Annotated in this window: 14 protein-coding genes, 1 tRNA gene and 1 pseudogene; 11 read left to right on the forward strand and 5 right to left on the reverse strand. The window is 64.6% G+C overall.

From position 1 onward, the window contains the following. Window positions 1-17: 17 nt before the first annotated feature. The 9 genes from ybiB to E8M83_RS19075 all read left to right on the forward strand — a co-directional run bounded on the left by ybiB (window position 18) and on the right by E8M83_RS19075 (window position 9,168). Entirely contained in the window at window positions 18-1,004 is a 987-nt protein-coding gene (gene ybiB / locus E8M83_RS19035) for a DNA-binding protein YbiB (RefSeq protein WP_137174921.1), read from the forward strand. A 66-nt stretch (window positions 1,005-1,070) separates the two neighbouring features. Next, a complete protein-coding gene (locus E8M83_RS19040) occupies window positions 1,071-2,300 on the forward strand; it encodes an NAD(P)/FAD-dependent oxidoreductase (RefSeq protein WP_137174922.1) in 1,230 nt (409 codons plus the stop codon). A 115-nt stretch (window positions 2,301-2,415) separates the two neighbouring features. Beyond that, on the forward strand, window positions 2,416-2,628 hold the full coding sequence (gene rpsU, locus E8M83_RS19045) for a 30S ribosomal protein S21 (RefSeq protein ID WP_005665410.1): 213 nt from the start codon (window positions 2,416-2,418) through the stop codon (window positions 2,626-2,628). 140 nt (window positions 2,629-2,768) lie between these two features. Beyond that, complete coding sequence (locus tag E8M83_RS19050; RefSeq protein WP_137174923.1) at window positions 2,769-3,221, forward strand: GatB/YqeY domain-containing protein; 453 nt, start codon at window positions 2,769-2,771, stop codon at window positions 3,219-3,221. A gap of 112 nt (window positions 3,222-3,333) precedes the next feature. Further along, on the forward strand, window positions 3,334-5,130 hold the full coding sequence (dnaG, locus tag E8M83_RS19055; protein ID WP_137174924.1) for a DNA primase: 1,797 nt from the start codon (window positions 3,334-3,336) through the stop codon (window positions 5,128-5,130). 256 nt (window positions 5,131-5,386) lie between these two features. Beyond that, window positions 5,387-7,621 carry an RNA polymerase sigma factor RpoD gene (rpoD, locus tag E8M83_RS19060; RefSeq protein ID WP_229491646.1) on the forward strand — a complete coding sequence of 745 codons (2,235 nt, stop codon included), beginning with the start codon at window positions 5,387-5,389 and terminating at the stop codon, window positions 7,619-7,621. 119 nt (window positions 7,622-7,740) lie between these two features. Continuing rightward, window positions 7,741-7,819 (forward strand) — tRNA-Ile (locus E8M83_RS19065). A 217-nt stretch (window positions 7,820-8,036) separates the two neighbouring features. Next, on the forward strand, window positions 8,037-8,360 hold the full coding sequence (locus E8M83_RS19070; protein WP_137174926.1) for a helix-turn-helix domain-containing protein: 324 nt from the start codon (window positions 8,037-8,039) through the stop codon (window positions 8,358-8,360). Between the two features lie 220 nt (window positions 8,361-8,580). Further along, window positions 8,581-9,168 carry a hypothetical protein gene (locus tag E8M83_RS19075; protein ID WP_137174927.1) on the forward strand — a complete coding sequence of 196 codons (588 nt, stop codon included), beginning with the start codon at window positions 8,581-8,583 and terminating at the stop codon, window positions 9,166-9,168. A 9-nt stretch (window positions 9,169-9,177) separates the two neighbouring features. On the opposite strand, the gene E8M83_RS19080 is transcribed toward E8M83_RS19075, so the two are convergent. From E8M83_RS19080 to E8M83_RS26000, 5 genes are all read right to left on the reverse strand, one after another. Then, window positions 9,178-10,335, reverse strand: coding sequence for an HAF repeat-containing protein (locus E8M83_RS19080; RefSeq protein ID WP_137174928.1), 1,158 nt, complete (start codon window positions 10,333-10,335; stop codon window positions 9,178-9,180). Window positions 10,336-10,412: 77 nt separating this feature from the next. After that, window positions 10,413-11,582, reverse strand: coding sequence for an HAF repeat-containing protein (locus tag E8M83_RS19085; protein ID WP_137174929.1), 1,170 nt, complete (start codon window positions 11,580-11,582; stop codon window positions 10,413-10,415). Window positions 11,583-11,616: 34 nt separating this feature from the next. Beyond that, entirely contained in the window at window positions 11,617-12,780 is a 1,164-nt protein-coding gene (locus E8M83_RS19090; protein ID WP_137174930.1) for an HAF repeat-containing protein, read from the reverse strand. 28 nt (window positions 12,781-12,808) lie between these two features. Further along, on the reverse strand, window positions 12,809-13,954 hold the full coding sequence (locus E8M83_RS19095) for an HAF repeat-containing protein (RefSeq protein ID WP_229491648.1): 1,146 nt from the start codon (window positions 13,952-13,954) through the stop codon (window positions 12,809-12,811). A gap of 38 nt (window positions 13,955-13,992) precedes the next feature. Then, window positions 13,993-14,532, reverse strand: a complete 540-nt coding sequence (locus E8M83_RS26000) for a hypothetical protein (protein ID WP_170976851.1) — start codon at window positions 14,530-14,532, stop codon at window positions 13,993-13,995. Between the two features lie 236 nt (window positions 14,533-14,768). On the opposite strand from E8M83_RS26000, the pseudogene E8M83_RS26505 reads away from it, so the two are divergent. Together E8M83_RS26505 and E8M83_RS19100 are read left to right on the forward strand one after the other, a co-directional pair. After that, window positions 14,769-14,957: pseudogene (locus tag E8M83_RS26505) on the forward strand (PAS domain-containing protein); the annotation flags it as partial. Beyond that, the gene (locus E8M83_RS19100; protein WP_267874233.1) at window positions 14,949-15,842 is read left to right on the forward strand and encodes a PAS domain S-box protein; all 894 of its coding nucleotides are present in this window, start codon (window positions 14,949-14,951) and stop codon (window positions 15,840-15,842) included. The pseudogene E8M83_RS26505 and the gene E8M83_RS19100, both read left to right, overlap by 9 nt. Window positions 15,843-15,911 lie beyond the last annotated feature (69 nt).

The raw sequence follows: 15,911 nt of genomic DNA on the forward strand, positions 1-15,911 counted from the left end.
CCGTGTATCCTTTTGCCATGACTACCGATACGAATGACATCGAGCGCTTTATCGCGGCCCCCTTCATCAAGGAAATCGGCCGCGGCGTCAAAGGCGCGCGCAGCATGTCGCGCGAGGATGCGCGCCAGCTCTACGCCGCCATGCTCGAAGGCCGGGTCTCGGACCTGGAACTGGGCGCCATCCTGCTCGCCATGCGCATCAAGGGCGAGTCGGTGGACGAACTGGCCGGCTTCATGGATGCCGCCGCCGCCTCGTTCGCGCCGCTGCCCACGCCGCGCGGCGAATTCGCCCCGGTGCTGATCCCGACCTATAACGGCGCGCGCAAGCTGGCCAACCTGACGCCGCTGCTGGCCTTGCTGCTGGCGCGCGAGGGCGTGCCGACCCTGGTGCATGGCGTGCGCAGCGACCCCGGCCGCGTGACCACCGCCGAGATCCTGCATGAGCTCGGCGTGGCCGAGACCAGCACCACGGCCGAGATGCAGAACGAGTTCGTCCACCTGCGACCGGCCTTCATGCCGATCGAATACCTGGCACCGCAACTGGCCAGGCAGCTGGCGCTGCGGCGCGTGCTGGGCGTGCGCAATTCGACCCACACCCTGGTCAAGATCCTGCAGCCTTTCGACGGCCCGGCGCTGCGCCTGGTGTCGTATACCCATCCCGAGTACCTGGAAACCCTGGGCGCCTTCTTCGAAGGCGTGGATAGCGAGACCCAGGGCGATGCCTTCCTGATGCGCGGCACCGAGGGCGAGACCGTGGCCCATCCGCACCGCGCCCAGCGCATCGACTGGTTCCATGCCGGCCAGCGCGCGCTGCTGGTCGAGCGCGATGCGCCGACCGATGACTTGTCGGACGTGCCCGATGGCCGTGACGCCGCCACGACCGCCGCCTGGATCGGCGCCGCCTTGCGTGGCGAAGTACCGGTGCCGGCCTCGATCGCGACCCAGGTGGCCTACTGCGTGGAAGTGTCGCGCAAGATCCGCGCACGCAGCCAGCCGGCAATCTAGCTGCCGACCTCGACCCGCCACTGGCATTACAATGGCGGGTTCGACGCAAGGCAGGAAGCGACAGGCATGGCAAAACAATACGATGTGGCAGTGATCGGCGCGGGCGCGGCCGGGATGATGTGCGCGGCCGTGGCGGCGCAGGCAGGCCGCCGCGTGGTCTTGATCGATCACGCCGGCAAGCTGGCCGAGAAGATCCGCATCTCGGGCGGCGGCCGCTGCAATTTCACCAATATCAATGCCGGCCCGCACAACTACCTGTCGCAGAATCCGCACTTCTGCAAGAGCGCGCTGTCGCGCTACACGGCCCAGGATTTCCTGGCGCTGGTAAAGAAATACCGCATCAGCCATCACGAAAAGCACAAGGGGCAGTTGTTCTGCAACGATTCGGCCGAGCAGATCATCGCCATGCTGCGTGCCGAGTGCGATGCAGGCGGCGTGGAATGGCGCATGCCGTGCAAGGTGGCCGGCGTGCAGAAGCTGGAAACCGGTTTTTCCATCGACACGGATGCTGGCGAACTGCTGGTCGACAATGTCGTCATTGCCACCGGCGGCCTGTCGATCCCGAAGATCGGCGCGACCGACTTCGGCTATCGCATCGCAAAGCAGTTCGACCTGAAACTGGTGGAAACCCGCCCTGGCCTGGTGCCGCTGACCTTCGACGGCCCCAGCTGGGAACCGTTCGTGCCGCTGGCCGGCATCGCGCTCGAGGTCGAGGTCAGCACCGGCGGCGGAAAAGGCAAGGGCGCCAGGAAGGGGGCAACCGAGGGCCACTTCCGCGAAGACCTGTTGTTCACCCACCGCGGCCTGTCCGGCCCGGCGATCCTGCAAATCTCCAGCTATTGGCAGCCGGGCACGCCGATCGTGCTCGACCTGCTGCCCGAGATGGACGTCGCGGAAACCCTGATCGGCCTGAAAAAGACCGAGAAAAAGCAACTTGGCAATGTATTGGCCCAGTGGCTGCCGGCGCGCCTGGCCGAAGGCTTGTTGACGGCCAATGGTTTCGACCTGGCCGCGCGCCTGCCCGACATGGCCGACGCGAAACTACGTAAGCTGGGCGACGCCATCAACCGCTGGGCGATCGTGCCGACCGGTTCGGAAGGCTACCGCAAGGCCGAGGTGACCCTGGGCGGGGTCGATACCAGGGAACTGTCGCAGCAGACCATGATGGCCAATAAAGTGCCGGGTTTGTACTTTATCGGCGAGACGGTCGACGTCACCGGCTGGCTGGGTGGCTACAACTTCCAGTGGGCCTGGGCATCGGGCGTGGCGGCTGGCCTGGCGCTGGCGGCCGGCTGATGTGCTTGCTGTGTCACGCACAACACAGCGATGTGGGGCGAGATTAACGCTTCCAATGACACAAGAATGGTGCTAGAATTTCGTTCTTACCTAAATCTAACGGTTCAATTTTTACATGACCACTATCCGCCTTAAAGAAAACGAGCCGTTCGAAGTCGCAATGCGTCGGTTCAAGCGCACCATCGAAAAAACCGGCCTGCTGACCGAACTGCGCGCACGCGAGTTCTACGAGAAGCCAACCGCAGAACGCAAGCGCAAGCTGGCAGCTGCCGTGAAGCGTCACTACAAGCGCATCCGCAGCCAGCAACTGCCGAAGAAACTGTACTAAGACAGTCCAGCAGGCCAAGACCCGGTGACGGCCATGCCTGTCCCGGCGAGTCGCTGATGTCCGCAAACCCGCTTCGGTTTCGCCGCAGCGGGTTTTGTCGTTTGTACCATATCGCTGAATCAATTGAATACGGAGATTCCATGAGCTTGAAAGAACAACTGACCGAAGACATGAAGGCCGCGATGCGCGCCAGGGAAAGCGGCCGCCTGGCTGCCGTGCGCCTGATCATCGCTGAAGTCAAGCGCAAGGAACTCGACGAGCAGACCGAGCTGAACGACACGCAAGTGCTGGCCGTGATCGAAAAAATGATCAAGCAGCGCAAGGATTCGATCACCCAGTTCGAAGCCGGCGGCCGTGCCGACCTGGCCGACATCGAGAAGGCCGAGATGGCCATCCTGTCGACCTATATGCCTGCCGGCCTGTCGGACGAGGAAATCGCCGCCGAAGTCGCCGCTGCCGTGGCCGCCACCGGCGCCAGCGGTCCGCAAGACATGGGCAAGCTGATGGGCGTGCTCAAGCCGAAGCTGGCCGGTCGTGCCGACATGACGGTCGTGTCGAACCTGGTCAAGAAGGCCCTGGCCGGCGCTGCATAAGCCACATGATGTCCCGGTGCGCTACCGTGCGGGGACATCATCTTGTTGCATATCAATTTGCAGCGAGCGCTGCGGTATAGTCTGACCCTAGACAAACACTGTGTAACGCCAAGTGATTCCGCAAACTTTCATTACCGATTTACTGAACCGTGTCGACATCGTCGACATCGTCGGCCGCTACGTCCAGCTGAAGAAGGGCGGGGCCAACTTCATGGGCCTGTGCCCATTCCACAACGAAAAATCCCCCAGCTTTACGGTCAGCCCGACCAAGCAGTTCTATCACTGCTTCGGTTGCGGCGCCCACGGCACCGCGATCGGCTTCCTGATCGAATACTCGGGCATGGGCTTCGTCGATGCCGTCAAGGACCTGGCCCAGAACGTGGGCATGATCGTGCCCGACGCCGACGACCGGATCCCGCCGGCCCAGCGCGCCGCCCAGCAGGCGCAGACGCTGGCCATGACCGATGCGCTGACCCAGGCCTGCAATTTTTATCGCGCCCAGTTGCGCGAGGCGCCGAACGCCATTGCCTACCTCAAGAACCGGGGCCTCACGGGCGAAGTGGCCGCTCGCTTCGGCATGGGCTATGCGCCGTCCGGCTGGGATGGCCTGCGGTCGATCTTCCCCGACTACGACGCCCACGTGCTGGTCGAATCCGGCCTGGTGATCGACAAGGTCGATGAGCAGGGCAACCACCAGCGCCGCTACGACCGCTTCCGTGAGCGCGTGATGTTCCCGATCCGCAACACCAAAGGCCAGGTGATCGGCTTCGGCGGCCGGGTGCTCGACGGCGGCGAACCGAAATACCTGAACTCGCCCGAGACCCCGCTGTTCCAGAAAGGCCTGGAGCTGTACGGCCTGTTCGAGGCGCGCCAGGCGATCCGCGACGCCGGCTATGTTCTGGTAACCGAAGGCTATATGGACGTGGTCGCGCTGGCCCAACTCGGCTTCCCGCAAGCGGTCGCGACCCTTGGCACCGCCTGCACCACGACCCACGTACAAAAGCTGCTGCGCCAGACCGACGACGTGATCTTCAGCTTCGACGGCGACAAGGCCGGCCGCCGCGCCGCCCGCCGCGCGCTGGAAGCCTGCCTGCCGCAAGTGAGCGACGACAAGACGATCAAGTTCTTGTTCTTGCCGCAAGAGCACGATCCGGACAGCTTCGTGCGCGAACGCGGTGCAGAAGCCTTCGAGCAAGAGATCGCCGACGCAATGCCGCTGTCGCAATTCCTGCTGCGCGAAGTGACGCAGGAGCACGACCTCGGCACGCCGGAAGGCCGCGCCCACGCCCAGTTCGAGGCCAAGCCGCTGCTGCAGGCGATGACGCCGTCGAGCCTGCGCCTGCAGATCGTGCGCGGCCTGGCCAGCATGACCGAATCGACGCCGGCGGAGATCGAAAGCCTGTTCGAGTTGTCCAAGCCCGTAGCCACCGTGCGCCGTGCGCCGCCGCGCCAGGGCCGTCCCCAGCCGGTGGGGCTGGAGCTCAAGATGCTGCGCATCCTGGTCGCGCATCCACACCTGGCCCTGCTGCTCGACGAGGCGGCGTTGGCGTCCTTCGATCATTTTGGCGAAGAGGGTGCCGACCGCCTGCGCCACCTGGTCGAGACCGCCCAGGCCCTGGGTGAACACGGCACGTTCGCGGCTTTGTCCCAGCAGTTGAGGGAGGTGACCACCGAGTACGACGGCATGATCGCCGAGATCGCGGCAGAACCAGAAAATGAGGTCGATGGAGACCGCATTGTTCTGTTAAGTTCTGTGAGACAGATCAAGATGGATAGTCTAAAGCAGGAGCTTAACCAGTTGTTTTCTAGCGGTTTGACCCCAGATCAGGTTAGTGCTCGCTACCGCGAGATTGCTGCTCAGCAGGACCTTCTGGCCCGCGAGGCCGCTGCCGAGATGGCACCCCGATGACGACTTGGCTCCGCCCTGGATGCCCAGGCGCTCGCAACTGGAAAAAGGTGGGGTGCGTGCTATAATAAAACGCTAACTATTGCAACTGTTGAAACCATTTTCGGTTCAATCGGACGCGTGGTGTTTCAGTTAGCGAGGCCCATGGATTTGTGCCTGCAGGATGATGTAAGGTAACAAAACTTTATTTTTAACCATCGTAAAGTTAGTCGTTGTGACATCGAAAGCGCCTGTGCCAACCAAGAAACCCGAAACCAACGTGGCTGCGAAACCCACGAGAGCGTCTGCCGCCAAGGCGGACAATTCGCAAGACAAGGCCGAGGTTCGTACGGCGAACCCAGCGCCTGTCAGCCAGACGACCGATGCGGCTACCCTGGCCGCAATCGATACGTCAGGCTACGTCCTGCCTTCCGTGAAGGTGCCGGGACGCCGTGGTCGCAAGCCGAAAGAATTCACCCCCGAGAACGATGAGATTGCCGCGCTGAACGCGGTCGAGCGCGCCGAACTGAAGGCAGCGGACAAGGCCAAGGCCAAGGACCGCAAGGCCAAAGAAAAAGCGCTGCTGAAAGACGCGTTCTCGTCCGATACCGAGGCCAGCGAGGAAGAACTCGAGCTGCGCCGCAACAAGCTCAAGGCCCTGATCAAGTCGGGCAAGGAGCGCGGCTTCCTCACGTACTCCGAGATCAACGACCATCTGCCCGAGAACATCGTCGATCCGGAAGCGATCGAAGGCATTATCGGCACCTTCAACGACATGGGCATCGCCGTGTACGAGCACGCGCCCGATGCCGAGACGCTGCTGTTGTCCGACAATGTGCCTAACGTCACGAGCGACGATGAAGCCGAGGCTGCGGCCGAAGCCGCGCTGTCGACGGTCGACTCCGACTTCGGCCGCACCACCGACCCGGTCCGCATGTATATGCGCGAAATGGGCTCGGTCGAGCTGCTGACGCGCGAAGGCGAGATCGAGATCGCGAAGCGCATCGAAGATGGCCTGAAGGACATGATCCAGGCGATCTCCGCCTGCCCGGTGACGATCGCCGAGATCATCGACGCCGCCAACAAGATCGAGCGCGACGAGATCAAGATCGACGAGATCGTCGACGGCTTGGTCGACCCCGAAGAAGGCGTGGATACGACGCCGAGCGCGGTCGCCCCGACCTCGACCGATTCCGACGAGGATGACGAAGAAGGCGAAGAGGAAGAAGAGGCAGAAGAGGAAGAAGAAGCCTCGACCGGGACCGGCGCTGCTGCGGGTTATTCGGCCGAACAGCTCGAAGCGCTCAAGCAATCTGCCCTGCGCAAATTCGACGAGATCGGCCAGCAATTCGACAAGATGCGCAAGGCATTCGAGAAGGACGGCTACAATTCGAAAGCCTACGTCAAGGCGCAGGATTCGATCTCGAACGAGCTCTTGGGAATCCGTTTCACCGCCAAGGTGGTCGAGAAGCTGTGCGACACGCTGCGCGGCCAGGTCGACGAAGTGCGCCACATCGAGAAGCAGATCCTCGACGTCGCGGTGAACCGCTGCGGCATGCCGCGCGCCCACTTCATCAAGGTCTTCCCGGGCAATGAAACGAACCTGGAATGGGTCGACGGCGAAGTCAATGCCGGCCACGCCTACAGCGCCATCCTGGGCCGCAACATCCCGACGATCAAGGAACTGCAGCAACGCCTGATCGACCTGCAAGCGCGCGTCGTGCTGCCGCTGCCAGACCTGCGCAACATCAACCGTCAAATGGCGGCCGGTGAAATGAAGGCCCGCAAGGCCAAGCGCGAAATGACTGAGGCGAACTTGCGTCTGGTGATTTCGATCGCCAAGAAGTACACCAACCGCGGCCTGCAATTCCTGGACCTGATCCAGGAAGGCAATATCGGCCTGATGAAGGCGGTGGACAAGTTCGAGTACCGTCGCGGCTACAAATTCTCGACGTATGCGACGTGGTGGATCCGCCAGGCGATCACCCGCTCGATCGCGGACCAGGCGCGCACGATCCGTATCCCGGTGCACATGATCGAAACGATCAACAAGATGAACCGGATCTCGCGCCAGATCCTGCAAGAGACCGGCGCCGAACCGGATCCGGCGACGCTCGCGATCAAGATGGAAATGCCGGAAGATAAGATTCGCAAGATCATGAAGATTGCGAAAGAGCCAATCTCGATGGAAACGCCGATCGGTGACGACGACGATTCGCATCTGGGCGATTTTATCGAAGACAACAACACGCTGGCGCCGTCGGATGCCGCGCTGCATGCATCGATGCGCGGTGTGGTGAAGGACGTGCTCGATTCGCTGACGCCACGCGAAGCCAAGGTGCTGCGCATGCGCTTCGGTATCGAGATGTCGACCGACCACACCCTGGAAGAGGTGGGCAAGCAGTTCGACGTGACCCGCGAGCGGATTCGCCAGATCGAGGCGAAGGCGCTGCGTAAACTCCGTCACCCATCGCGCTCGGACAAGCTGAAGAGCTTCCTCGAAGGCAGCAGCTGATTGTTGTTGGTCAAGACTTGACGTACTCGCAGTAAAGGCAATATGCTCTCGCCACTTCGCTCATCTGGTTTCAGGTTGATGGGCAGGTGGCGAGTTCTTCTTCCGCCGTTCCAGTTTCTGGGCCTCTAGCTCATGCTTGGTTAGAGCAGCGGACTCATAATCCGTTGGTGCCGTGTTCGACTCACGGGAGGCCTACCAATACAATCAAGGGCTTGTGCTGATTGCCGCAGGCGCGATTGTTCCGTAAATCGGCGGCTGTTCCACAACAGATTTCCGGTCGCGACGAATTCCGCCACAAGTTACTCCCTATCTTACGCAGTGCTGGCCAGCTGTAAGGCCGCCTTACGGGTGTGCTCGGTGCACCACTACGTAGAACATTTGTGTAGAAGAATTATCTGAAATCGTGAGGATTCCCATGAGCAAACTCACCGCAGAAGCTGTTTTCAAGGATTTCACGCAGCTCGAGTCGAGTGAACGCGCGAAGTTTTTTTCCTTGCTCGCTGAACCGCGTGTTTACGGGGGAAACTTTTCTCACGACGAAGTGTTCGGTCATCTAGCGGGAGGTGAGTTCACTATTGCCGAGGCAGCGGAATACCTGGGAGTGTCGGTCTCCACGTTTCGTCGATATGTGGCTCAAGGACAAATTCGGGCGTCGAGCGAAGTAGGCCGGAGTCACTTTTTTGCGACGACGGATTTGAAGGCGTTCAAGCGAGCTGTTCAAGACATCAAGGGTTTGTAGTTCGGCGATAGCTCGCTGATGCCGAATATGCGGGCGGCGATTTGCGAGGGCGGCAGCCACATGGTGATTTAGGATGCCCAAGGCCGCCTACTGCTCGCACCTGCTGAGTTTCCTCGGGAAAGTCTGCGCCTCGACCTCGTCGGGCGGGGTTGGCCGATCGTGTCCATAGTGCGATCATGCATAATGGCACCCATCGACCCCACGTCCCGAAAAGGCGCGCATGACCGGTAATGCCAAACCAGAGCAGCTATTGACCAGTAACGACATCGATGTCGGCGTGCGCGTCTACGAAGCCCTCGCGCACCACGCGGGATCAAACCAGGCCGCGCCCATCGCCTACAAGGACTTGCTCACATTGGCGCGCTCCCAGCACCCGAAGGACGCGGTGCTCGGCCGGGCGGTCCCGGTCGGCATCGGCATGAAGCTGCTGTTCGTCGACGCCTTCTGCGCCGCCCACGCCTATCCCAGGCTGAGTTGCCTCGCGGTCGACCCGACGACCATGCGCCCCGGCCCCGCCTACGACGGCGACTGGGAAGCGGATCGACAGGCCGTCGCTGCCTTCGACTGGTCAAGCGCCGCCGCCCAACTGCCCGCCTTCGCCCAAGCGCAACGCGGCGCCGTACCTGCGCGCCTGAAACCGCGCAAGGAACGCCCGGCCGATATTTCCTGGTACGCCTATTTCTGCTCGCACCGCAAGGAATGCGAATCGATCGGCCCGGAAGAGAAACAGGAAATCATCAACCTGATCATGGCGGGCCTGGACCCGGAGACCGCACTCAAGCGGGTCCGGGCCGCCACGCTTTCTTGACCACCCAGCTCAACGACCCGCCGGCAGCGTCACCTCGCGCGCCTGGGCTTCTGCCTCGGCCTTGTCCAGCGCCGCCTCTTGCGCCGCCGGCGCCGCCAGGGCGGCTATCTCGGCCGCTGCGTCGGCGTCCAGCGCCGGCGCCGCGCTCGCGTGAGGCCGGATCAGATCCAGCCGCACCGCGTACGACACGCCGCCACGCACGGCGGTGGCCGCGATCTGGCCGGCGTCGTTGATGGCCTGGGGAGCGATACTGATCCAGCCCTGTTTGGGATCGATCAGCGAACCCAGGGCTTCCATGCGCTTGCCGCGCCAGATGAAGCCGCCGATATGGTCGCTCTCGCCGACGATGTGACCGTGGTTGTTGATGCCCTTGCCCTCGCTATAGCGCAGTCCGGTGGGAGGCCGTGGATCGATGTTGATCAGGCGGCCGTGGCTGTACAGGAAGGCCACGCGGTCATGCGGTCCGCCGGTCGTCACCGAGGCATAGCCGGTGGCCTGGCCGCGGTCGTTGATCGCGAAGGCGCCATTCGGTTCCCAGCCGAAGCCGCCCAGGTCGCGAAACTTGCCCTTGGTCCAGATGACGGCGAGGAAAGGCTGTTCTGGCGAGCCCCATGGGCCGGACTCGGCGGCAATCTGGTTGCGGTTGTTGATCGCATAGACCTGGGTGGAGGGGTTCTCGGTAGCGATGCTGCCCAGGTCGGTGATGGCGCCGTTCGGCGCGCGCAGCACGCTCTGCGGGTACGGTGCGCTGCCTGGCGGACTGGCGAGCCCGATGATGTAGCCGGCGTTGTTGATGTCGCGATAGGTCGTGCCGCCATAGATGGCGCCGATGTCGCGCTGCTTGCCGCACGAGTAGAGATAGCCGCGCCGCTGGCCGCTGGCGCTGGTCCAGTTGCCGAGCACCACCCCCTTGTCGTTGATGGCGACCGCGCTGGACGTGCCGCCCAGCGCCCCCAGCGGCACCACGCCCTTGCCCCGGTTGACGAAGCCGCGGTTGTTGTCGCCGCCGATCGGATAATTGCCGACCACGGCGCCCGTGCTGTTGATGTCTGCGGCCCTGCTGTTGGCCGGACCGACGATGGTCACCCGGTACTCGGGATAGGCCCAGGCGGCGCTGGCCACGGTGAAGGACACCAGCGCCAGGGACAGGCGATGAAGCATGTGCATGATCGTTCCTTTCGAGAGACTGCGCGCCGCGGGGACGTCGGCGGACGCGTTCCGGCGCGGCACGCGTCCTGGTCGTCTTACTGGGCCACCGGTTGCGCCACCTCTTGCGCGATGCCGGCGGCTTCTTCCTGCGCTCGCTTCGCCGCGGCCTGCGGCGACAGCGGCGCCTCCAGCGACGGTTCTTCGTCGTGCTCCGCCGGCGGCGCCGCATCCACGTGCGGCTTGATCAGGTCGAGCCGTACCGCGTAGCGCACCCCGTTACGGAAGGCGTTGGCCGCGATCTGCCCCGCATCGTTGATGGCGCGCGGATCGCGGATGTCCCAGCCCAAGGCCGGATTGATCAGCGCGTTCAGGCTCTGCATCTTCTTGCCGCGCCAGATGAAGCCGGACAGGTGGTTGCTGTTGCCGACGATGTGTCCGCGGTAGTTGATGCCGGTGCCTTCGCTGAAGCGTTCCTCGCTGCTCGGGCGGCCGTCGATGTCGATCAGGTGCCCGCGGCTGTACAGGTAGGCCACCCGGTTGCGGAAGCCTTCAGGGACCGAGCTGTAGCCGGTGGCCTGGCCGCGGTCGTTGATCGCCAGGGCGCCGTCGGGTGATGAACCAAAGTCGCCCAGGTCGCGCAGCTTGCCCTTGGTCCAGATGAAGGAACGCAGCGGCTGGTCGGGGAAGGTCAGCGGGCCGGATTCGCCGGCGACCTGGTTCTTGTTGTTGAGCCTTGCGGCGAAGGTGATCGGCGGATTGTCAGGGAAGTCGTTCGGCAGGTCGCCCAGGGCGGTCAGGGCGCCGTTCGGCGCGCGCAGGAAGCTGGTGGTGCCGTCGTTGGCCGGCGCATCGACGGCGTGGACGGCGATGTAGCCGGCATTGTTGATGTCGCGCCAGGTGGTGAACCTGCCGCCGATCGTGCCGATGTCGCGCAGCTTGGCGCAGTCGTAGATGAAGCCGCGGCGCTGGCCGCCGTTGGTGGTCCAGTGGCCCAGCACCTGTCCCTTGTCGTTGATGGCCACCGCGTCGCTGGCCGTGCCTTTCAACGTGCCCAGGTCGACCAGGCCCTTGCCGCGGTTGAGGAAGGCATGGGTGGCCGTGGGCGTGAAGCGGTAGTAGCCGACCACCACGCCGGCGTTGTTGATGTCGGTGGCGGTGCTTTCGGCCGGCCCCACCACCGTGACCTTGTACTCAGGATAGGCCGAGGCCGCGCCGGCCAGGGTGAACGACATCAGGACCAGGGACAAGCGATGACGCATGTGCATGACAATCTCCTTGGGTTGGCAATAATGTGGGGGTTTACTGGGCCACCGGCCGCGCCACCTCGCGCGCCTGGGCCTGCGCCTCGGCCTTGGCCAGCGCGGCATCGAGCGCCGGCGATGCCGGGAAGGTGAGCAGCTCGGACTGGGCCTCGGCGTCCAGCGCCGGCGCCGTGTCGACATGCGGACGGATCAGGTCCAGGCGCACCGAGTAGCGCACGCCGCCACGCGTGGCGACGGCTGCGACCTGGCCGGCGTCGTTGATGGCGATCGGATTGGAGATGTCCCAGCCCGCGGCCGGGTCGATCAGCGCGTTCAGGCTTTCCATCTGCTTGCCGCGCCAGATGAAGCCCGACAGGTGGGTGCTCTCGCCGACGACGTGGCCGCGGTTGTTGATGCCACGGCCGGCGCTGTACTTGTACTCGGTCGCTGGACGGGTATCGAGGCTGACCATGCGCCCATGGCTGTACAGGAAGGCGACGCTGTCGCGCGGGCCGACGGGCAGGTAGGCCTGGCCGGTGATCTGGCCGCGGTCGTTGATCGCGTTTGCGGTATTGGGCGTGGAACCCAGGTCGCCCAGGTCGCGGATCACGCCCCGGTTCCAGGCGAAGGCGCGGAATCCCGGCTCGGGCGAGTTGAAGCGTCCCGAGTAGCCTGCGACCTGGTTGCGGTTGTTGAGCGCGGCCGGGGAGGTCATTGGATCGCCATTGCCGTCCCATGGGATCGCGCCGAGGTGGGTGTAGACGCCGTTCGGCGCGCGCAGGTAGCCGAGCATTTCGTTGGTGCCCGGCGTCGTGCCGGCCGCGGTGATATAGCCGGCTTCGTTGATGTCGCTGAAAGCCGTGGACTTGCCGGGAATGCCGGCGACGTCGCGCGCCTTGCCGCAGGAATAGATGAAGCCGCGCAGCCGCCCGTCGGCGCCGAGCCAGTTGCCGACCACCTCGCCGCGGTCGTTGATGCCCGTCGCCACGCTTTCGACGCCCTTGAGGGCGCCCAGGTCGACCAGGCCCTTGCCGCGGTTGAGGAAGGCGCGCCGCTGGTTGGCGCCGACCGGATAGCCGCCGACCACCACGCCGGCGTTGTTGATGCCATAGACCCAGCTGTTGGCCGGGCCGACCACCGTTACCCGGTACTCGGGATAGGCAAGGGCGCTGCCGGCCACGGTGAACGACAGCAGGACCAGGAACAAGCGATACATGCACATGACGAGCTCCTCGATGAAGTGGCAATGCTCATTGCGCGACCGCGTGCACGACCTCGCGCGCCTGCGCCTCGGCCTCGGCCCGCGCCAGCGCCGCCGCCGTCGCCGGCAGTGGCGCGAAGGCCGCCAGCTCGGCCGCCTGGTCGGCGTCCAGGGCCGGCGCCGACAAGGCATGCGGCCGGATCAGGTCGAGCCGGATCGCATACTGCACGCCGCCCCGCACGCCGGTGGCGGCGATCTGGCCGGCGTCGTTGATGGCCTGCGCTCCCGGGATGTTCCAGCCCAGCCGAGGGTCGACCAGCGTATTGAGGCTCTGCATCTTGCGGCCGCGCCAGACGAAGCCCTGCAGGAGGTCGCTGTAGCCCACGATATGGCCGTGGTTGTTGATGCCGGCTCCTTCGCTATACCTGGGCTCGATGGCGGTACGGCCGTCGATGCTCACCAGGCTGCCATTGCTGTACAAATAGGCCACGCGGTCGTGCGCGCCGCCGGCAAGGACCGCGGCGAAACCCGTGGCCTGGCCGCGGTCGTTGATCGCATTGGCGCTATTGGGCGTCAGCCCGAAGCCCCCCAGGTCGCGCAGCTTGCCGCGGGTCCAGATGAAGGCGTGATACGGCTGCTCGGGAAATTCCAGCTCCCCCGACTTGCCGGCGACCTGGTTGCGGTTATTGAGCGCATAGACCTGGGTGATCGGGTACTCGGCCGGCAGGTGGCCGATGGCCGTGTAGCTGCCGTTCGGCGCGCGCAGGAAGCCGCTCGGGTCGCTGTTGTTGTAGCTGGTGGCGATGGTGTAGCCGGCGTTGTTGATGTCCTGGTAGATGGAGCCGGCGCCGACGATGCCGATATCGCGCTGCCTGCCGCAGGAATAGATGAAGCCGCGGTTGCGGCCGTCGGCGCCGGTCCAGTTGCCGAGCACCTCGCCCTTGTCGTTGACGGCCACCGCGCCGCTTGCGCTGCCCAGCGCGCCCAGCTTGACCAGGCCCTTGCCGCGGTTGATGAAGCCGTGGGTGGTGCCGCCCACGGGATAGCTGCCGACCACGGCGCCGGCCTGGTTGATGTCGGCGGCAGTGCTGCCGGGCGGGCCGACGATCGTCACCCGGTATTCGGGGTAGGCGCAGGCGGCGCCGGTCACGGCGAACGACAGCAGGAACAGTGCGAATTTACGAGGGGTGTGCATGATGATCTCCAGCGATCGTAGAAGGGTGAAAGAAAGGTTTATTGCGCCGGCGGCGCAGCCGGCGCGGCCCCGCCGGTGGCGGTGGTGGGGCAGGGAAGCGGCACCGGATCGAGGCGCACCGCGAAGCCGAAGGCGACGCCGGCCTGGTCGGCATAGCCGGCGATCTGCCCCCTGTCGTTGATGCCGCGCACGTCGCGAATCGAACAGCCGCCGGCCGGGTCGATCAGGAATTCGAGGCTTTCCATCTTCTTGCCGCGCCGGATGAAGGCGCCGAGGTGGTTGCTGGTGCCGACCACCTGGCCGCGCTGGTTGATCGCCAGTGGCCAGGTGAAGGGATTGGCGAACGGCAGCGTGCCGATATCGCGGAAGCTGCCGTCGGGCGCGCGCAAGAAGCCGCGCTGCGGCGCGCCGGTGTACTGGTAGGTGGCCACGGTGGCGCCGGCACTGTTGATGGCATTGCCATCGCTGTAAATGGGCGCGACCCGCGTCCCCCGGTACTCGATGCGGGGCTTCGCGGCCTGCGCCAGGCCGACCGCCGAAGCGAGCAGGAGCAGAGCCGTGCAATTTCTCACTCGCATAACAATCTCCCTAAGAAACAAGGGCTTGCAATGAAGTTCCAGGCCCGTCATCCAAAGTACGCCGTCGCTGCGCATCGGGTTTGGCGCCGCACAAGCCGAACAGGCGAGCGGCGGCGGCGCATGCCGAATCGATCAGCATGCGCAGCGAATGGGTTGGCAGGAAGAATGGAAGCGCTAGCTGGGTTCGGCAGCGCGCTTGCGCTGGGTGATGTCGGCGGCCGCGCCGAACCGACGTCGGCCGCTCGCTGCTCGACCTGACCCACAAGCTCGACTACAACCAGCTGGCCGAGGACGTCGGCGCCACCTTCGACACCTTGCGCCTGGTCGAACGCGAGGTGCGCAGCACCGACGGCCGCTGCTACATCGTGCGCCTGCTGCCCTACCGCACCAACGAGGACCGCATCGAAGGCGCGGTGATGACCTTCTTCGACATCACGGCGCGCCGACATGCCGAGGAACAGGCGCGCGCCAGCGAAGCGCATATGCGCATGGTGGCCGAGAGCGCCAAGGACTACGCCATCATCACGATGGACGATGCCGGCCGCGTCACCAGCTGGAACCGGGGCGCCGAGACCCTGTTCGGCTATACCGCCGAAGAGATCTTCGGCCAGGGCCTCGACCGCCTGTTCGTGCCCGAGGACATCGCGGCCGGCGTGCCGGAAGACGAACTGCGTCGCGCACGCGAGGACGGCCGCGCCGAGGACGAGCGCTGGCACCTGCGCAAGGACGGCAGCCGCTTCTTCTGCAGCGGCGTCACCACGCCGCTGCGCAACGGCGAATTCTATGGCTATGCAAAAATCGCGCGCGACGAGACGGCGCGCGAGCGCCAGGGCAAGGAACGCGAGCAGGCCCTGACCCACGAGCAGGCCGTGCGCTCCGACGCCGAGAGTGCGGTGGCGCTGAAGGACGAGTTCCTGGCCGTGATGTCGCACGGGCTGCGTCATCCGCTGAACATGATCCACATTAACGTCGAGCTGCTCTCGCGCATGTCCGAGCTGCGCCAGTCGCCGCAATTCATGCGCGCGGCCTCGATCATCCGCAGCTCGGTGATGAGCCAGGCCAAGATCATCGACGACCTGATGGACATGTCGCGCGTGCGTACCGGCAAGCTGTCGCTGACGACGGCGCCGGTGGTGCTCGACACGCTGCCGAAGTGCGCAAGCCTGCCGGCGATCGCCATCACCGGCATGCGGCGCGACGCCGATATCGCGCGCGCGCGCGCGGCCGGCTTCTCGGCGCATCTCGGTAAACCGATGTCGGTCGAGCGCCTGAATGCGGTGGTGCGCGACCTGCTGCCGCGCAAGGATTGAATCGAGCCTGCCTGGTTACCGTAGCGTGGACGGCTCTGCCGTCCACGGGGCCAACCCCGGCGTGGCCTG

It is taken from the genome of Massilia sp. HP4 (assembly GCF_005222695.1).
Classification (GTDB): Bacteria; Pseudomonadota; Gammaproteobacteria; order Burkholderiales; family Burkholderiaceae_D; genus Telluria.

Bases quoted from the DNA above. Each gene is read 5' to 3' on its own strand.
- E8M83_RS26000 (WP_170976851.1), bottom strand. From the start codon at position 14,532: ATGCGAGTGAGAAATTGCACGGCTCTGCTCCTGCTCGCTTCGGCGGTC.
- E8M83_RS19050 (WP_137174923.1), top strand. From the start codon at position 2,769: ATGAGCTTGAAAGAACAACTGACCGAAGACATGAAGGCCGCGATGCGC.
- E8M83_RS19095 (WP_229491648.1), bottom strand. From the start codon at position 13,954: ATGCACACCCCTCGTAAATTCGCACTGTTCCTGCTGTCGTTCGCCGTG.
- E8M83_RS19085 (WP_137174929.1), bottom strand. From the start codon at position 11,582: ATGCACATGCGTCATCGCTTGTCCCTGGTCCTGATGTCGTTCACCCTG.
- E8M83_RS19075 (WP_137174927.1), top strand. From the start codon at position 8,581: ATGACCGGTAATGCCAAACCAGAGCAGCTATTGACCAGTAACGACATC.
- E8M83_RS19040 (WP_137174922.1), top strand. From the start codon at position 1,071: ATGGCAAAACAATACGATGTGGCAGTGATCGGCGCGGGCGCGGCCGGG.
- E8M83_RS19100 (WP_267874233.1), top strand. From the start codon at position 14,949: ATGACCTTCTTCGACATCACGGCGCGCCGACATGCCGAGGAACAGGCG.
- E8M83_RS19070 (WP_137174926.1), top strand. From the start codon at position 8,037: ATGAGCAAACTCACCGCAGAAGCTGTTTTCAAGGATTTCACGCAGCTC.
- E8M83_RS19080 (WP_137174928.1), bottom strand. From the start codon at position 10,335: ATGCACATGCTTCATCGCCTGTCCCTGGCGCTGGTGTCCTTCACCGTG.
- ybiB (WP_137174921.1), top strand. From the start codon at position 18: ATGACTACCGATACGAATGACATCGAGCGCTTTATCGCGGCCCCCTTC.
- E8M83_RS19090 (WP_137174930.1), bottom strand. From the start codon at position 12,780: ATGTGCATGTATCGCTTGTTCCTGGTCCTGCTGTCGTTCACCGTGGCC.
- rpsU (WP_005665410.1), top strand. From the start codon at position 2,416: ATGACCACTATCCGCCTTAAAGAAAACGAGCCGTTCGAAGTCGCAATG.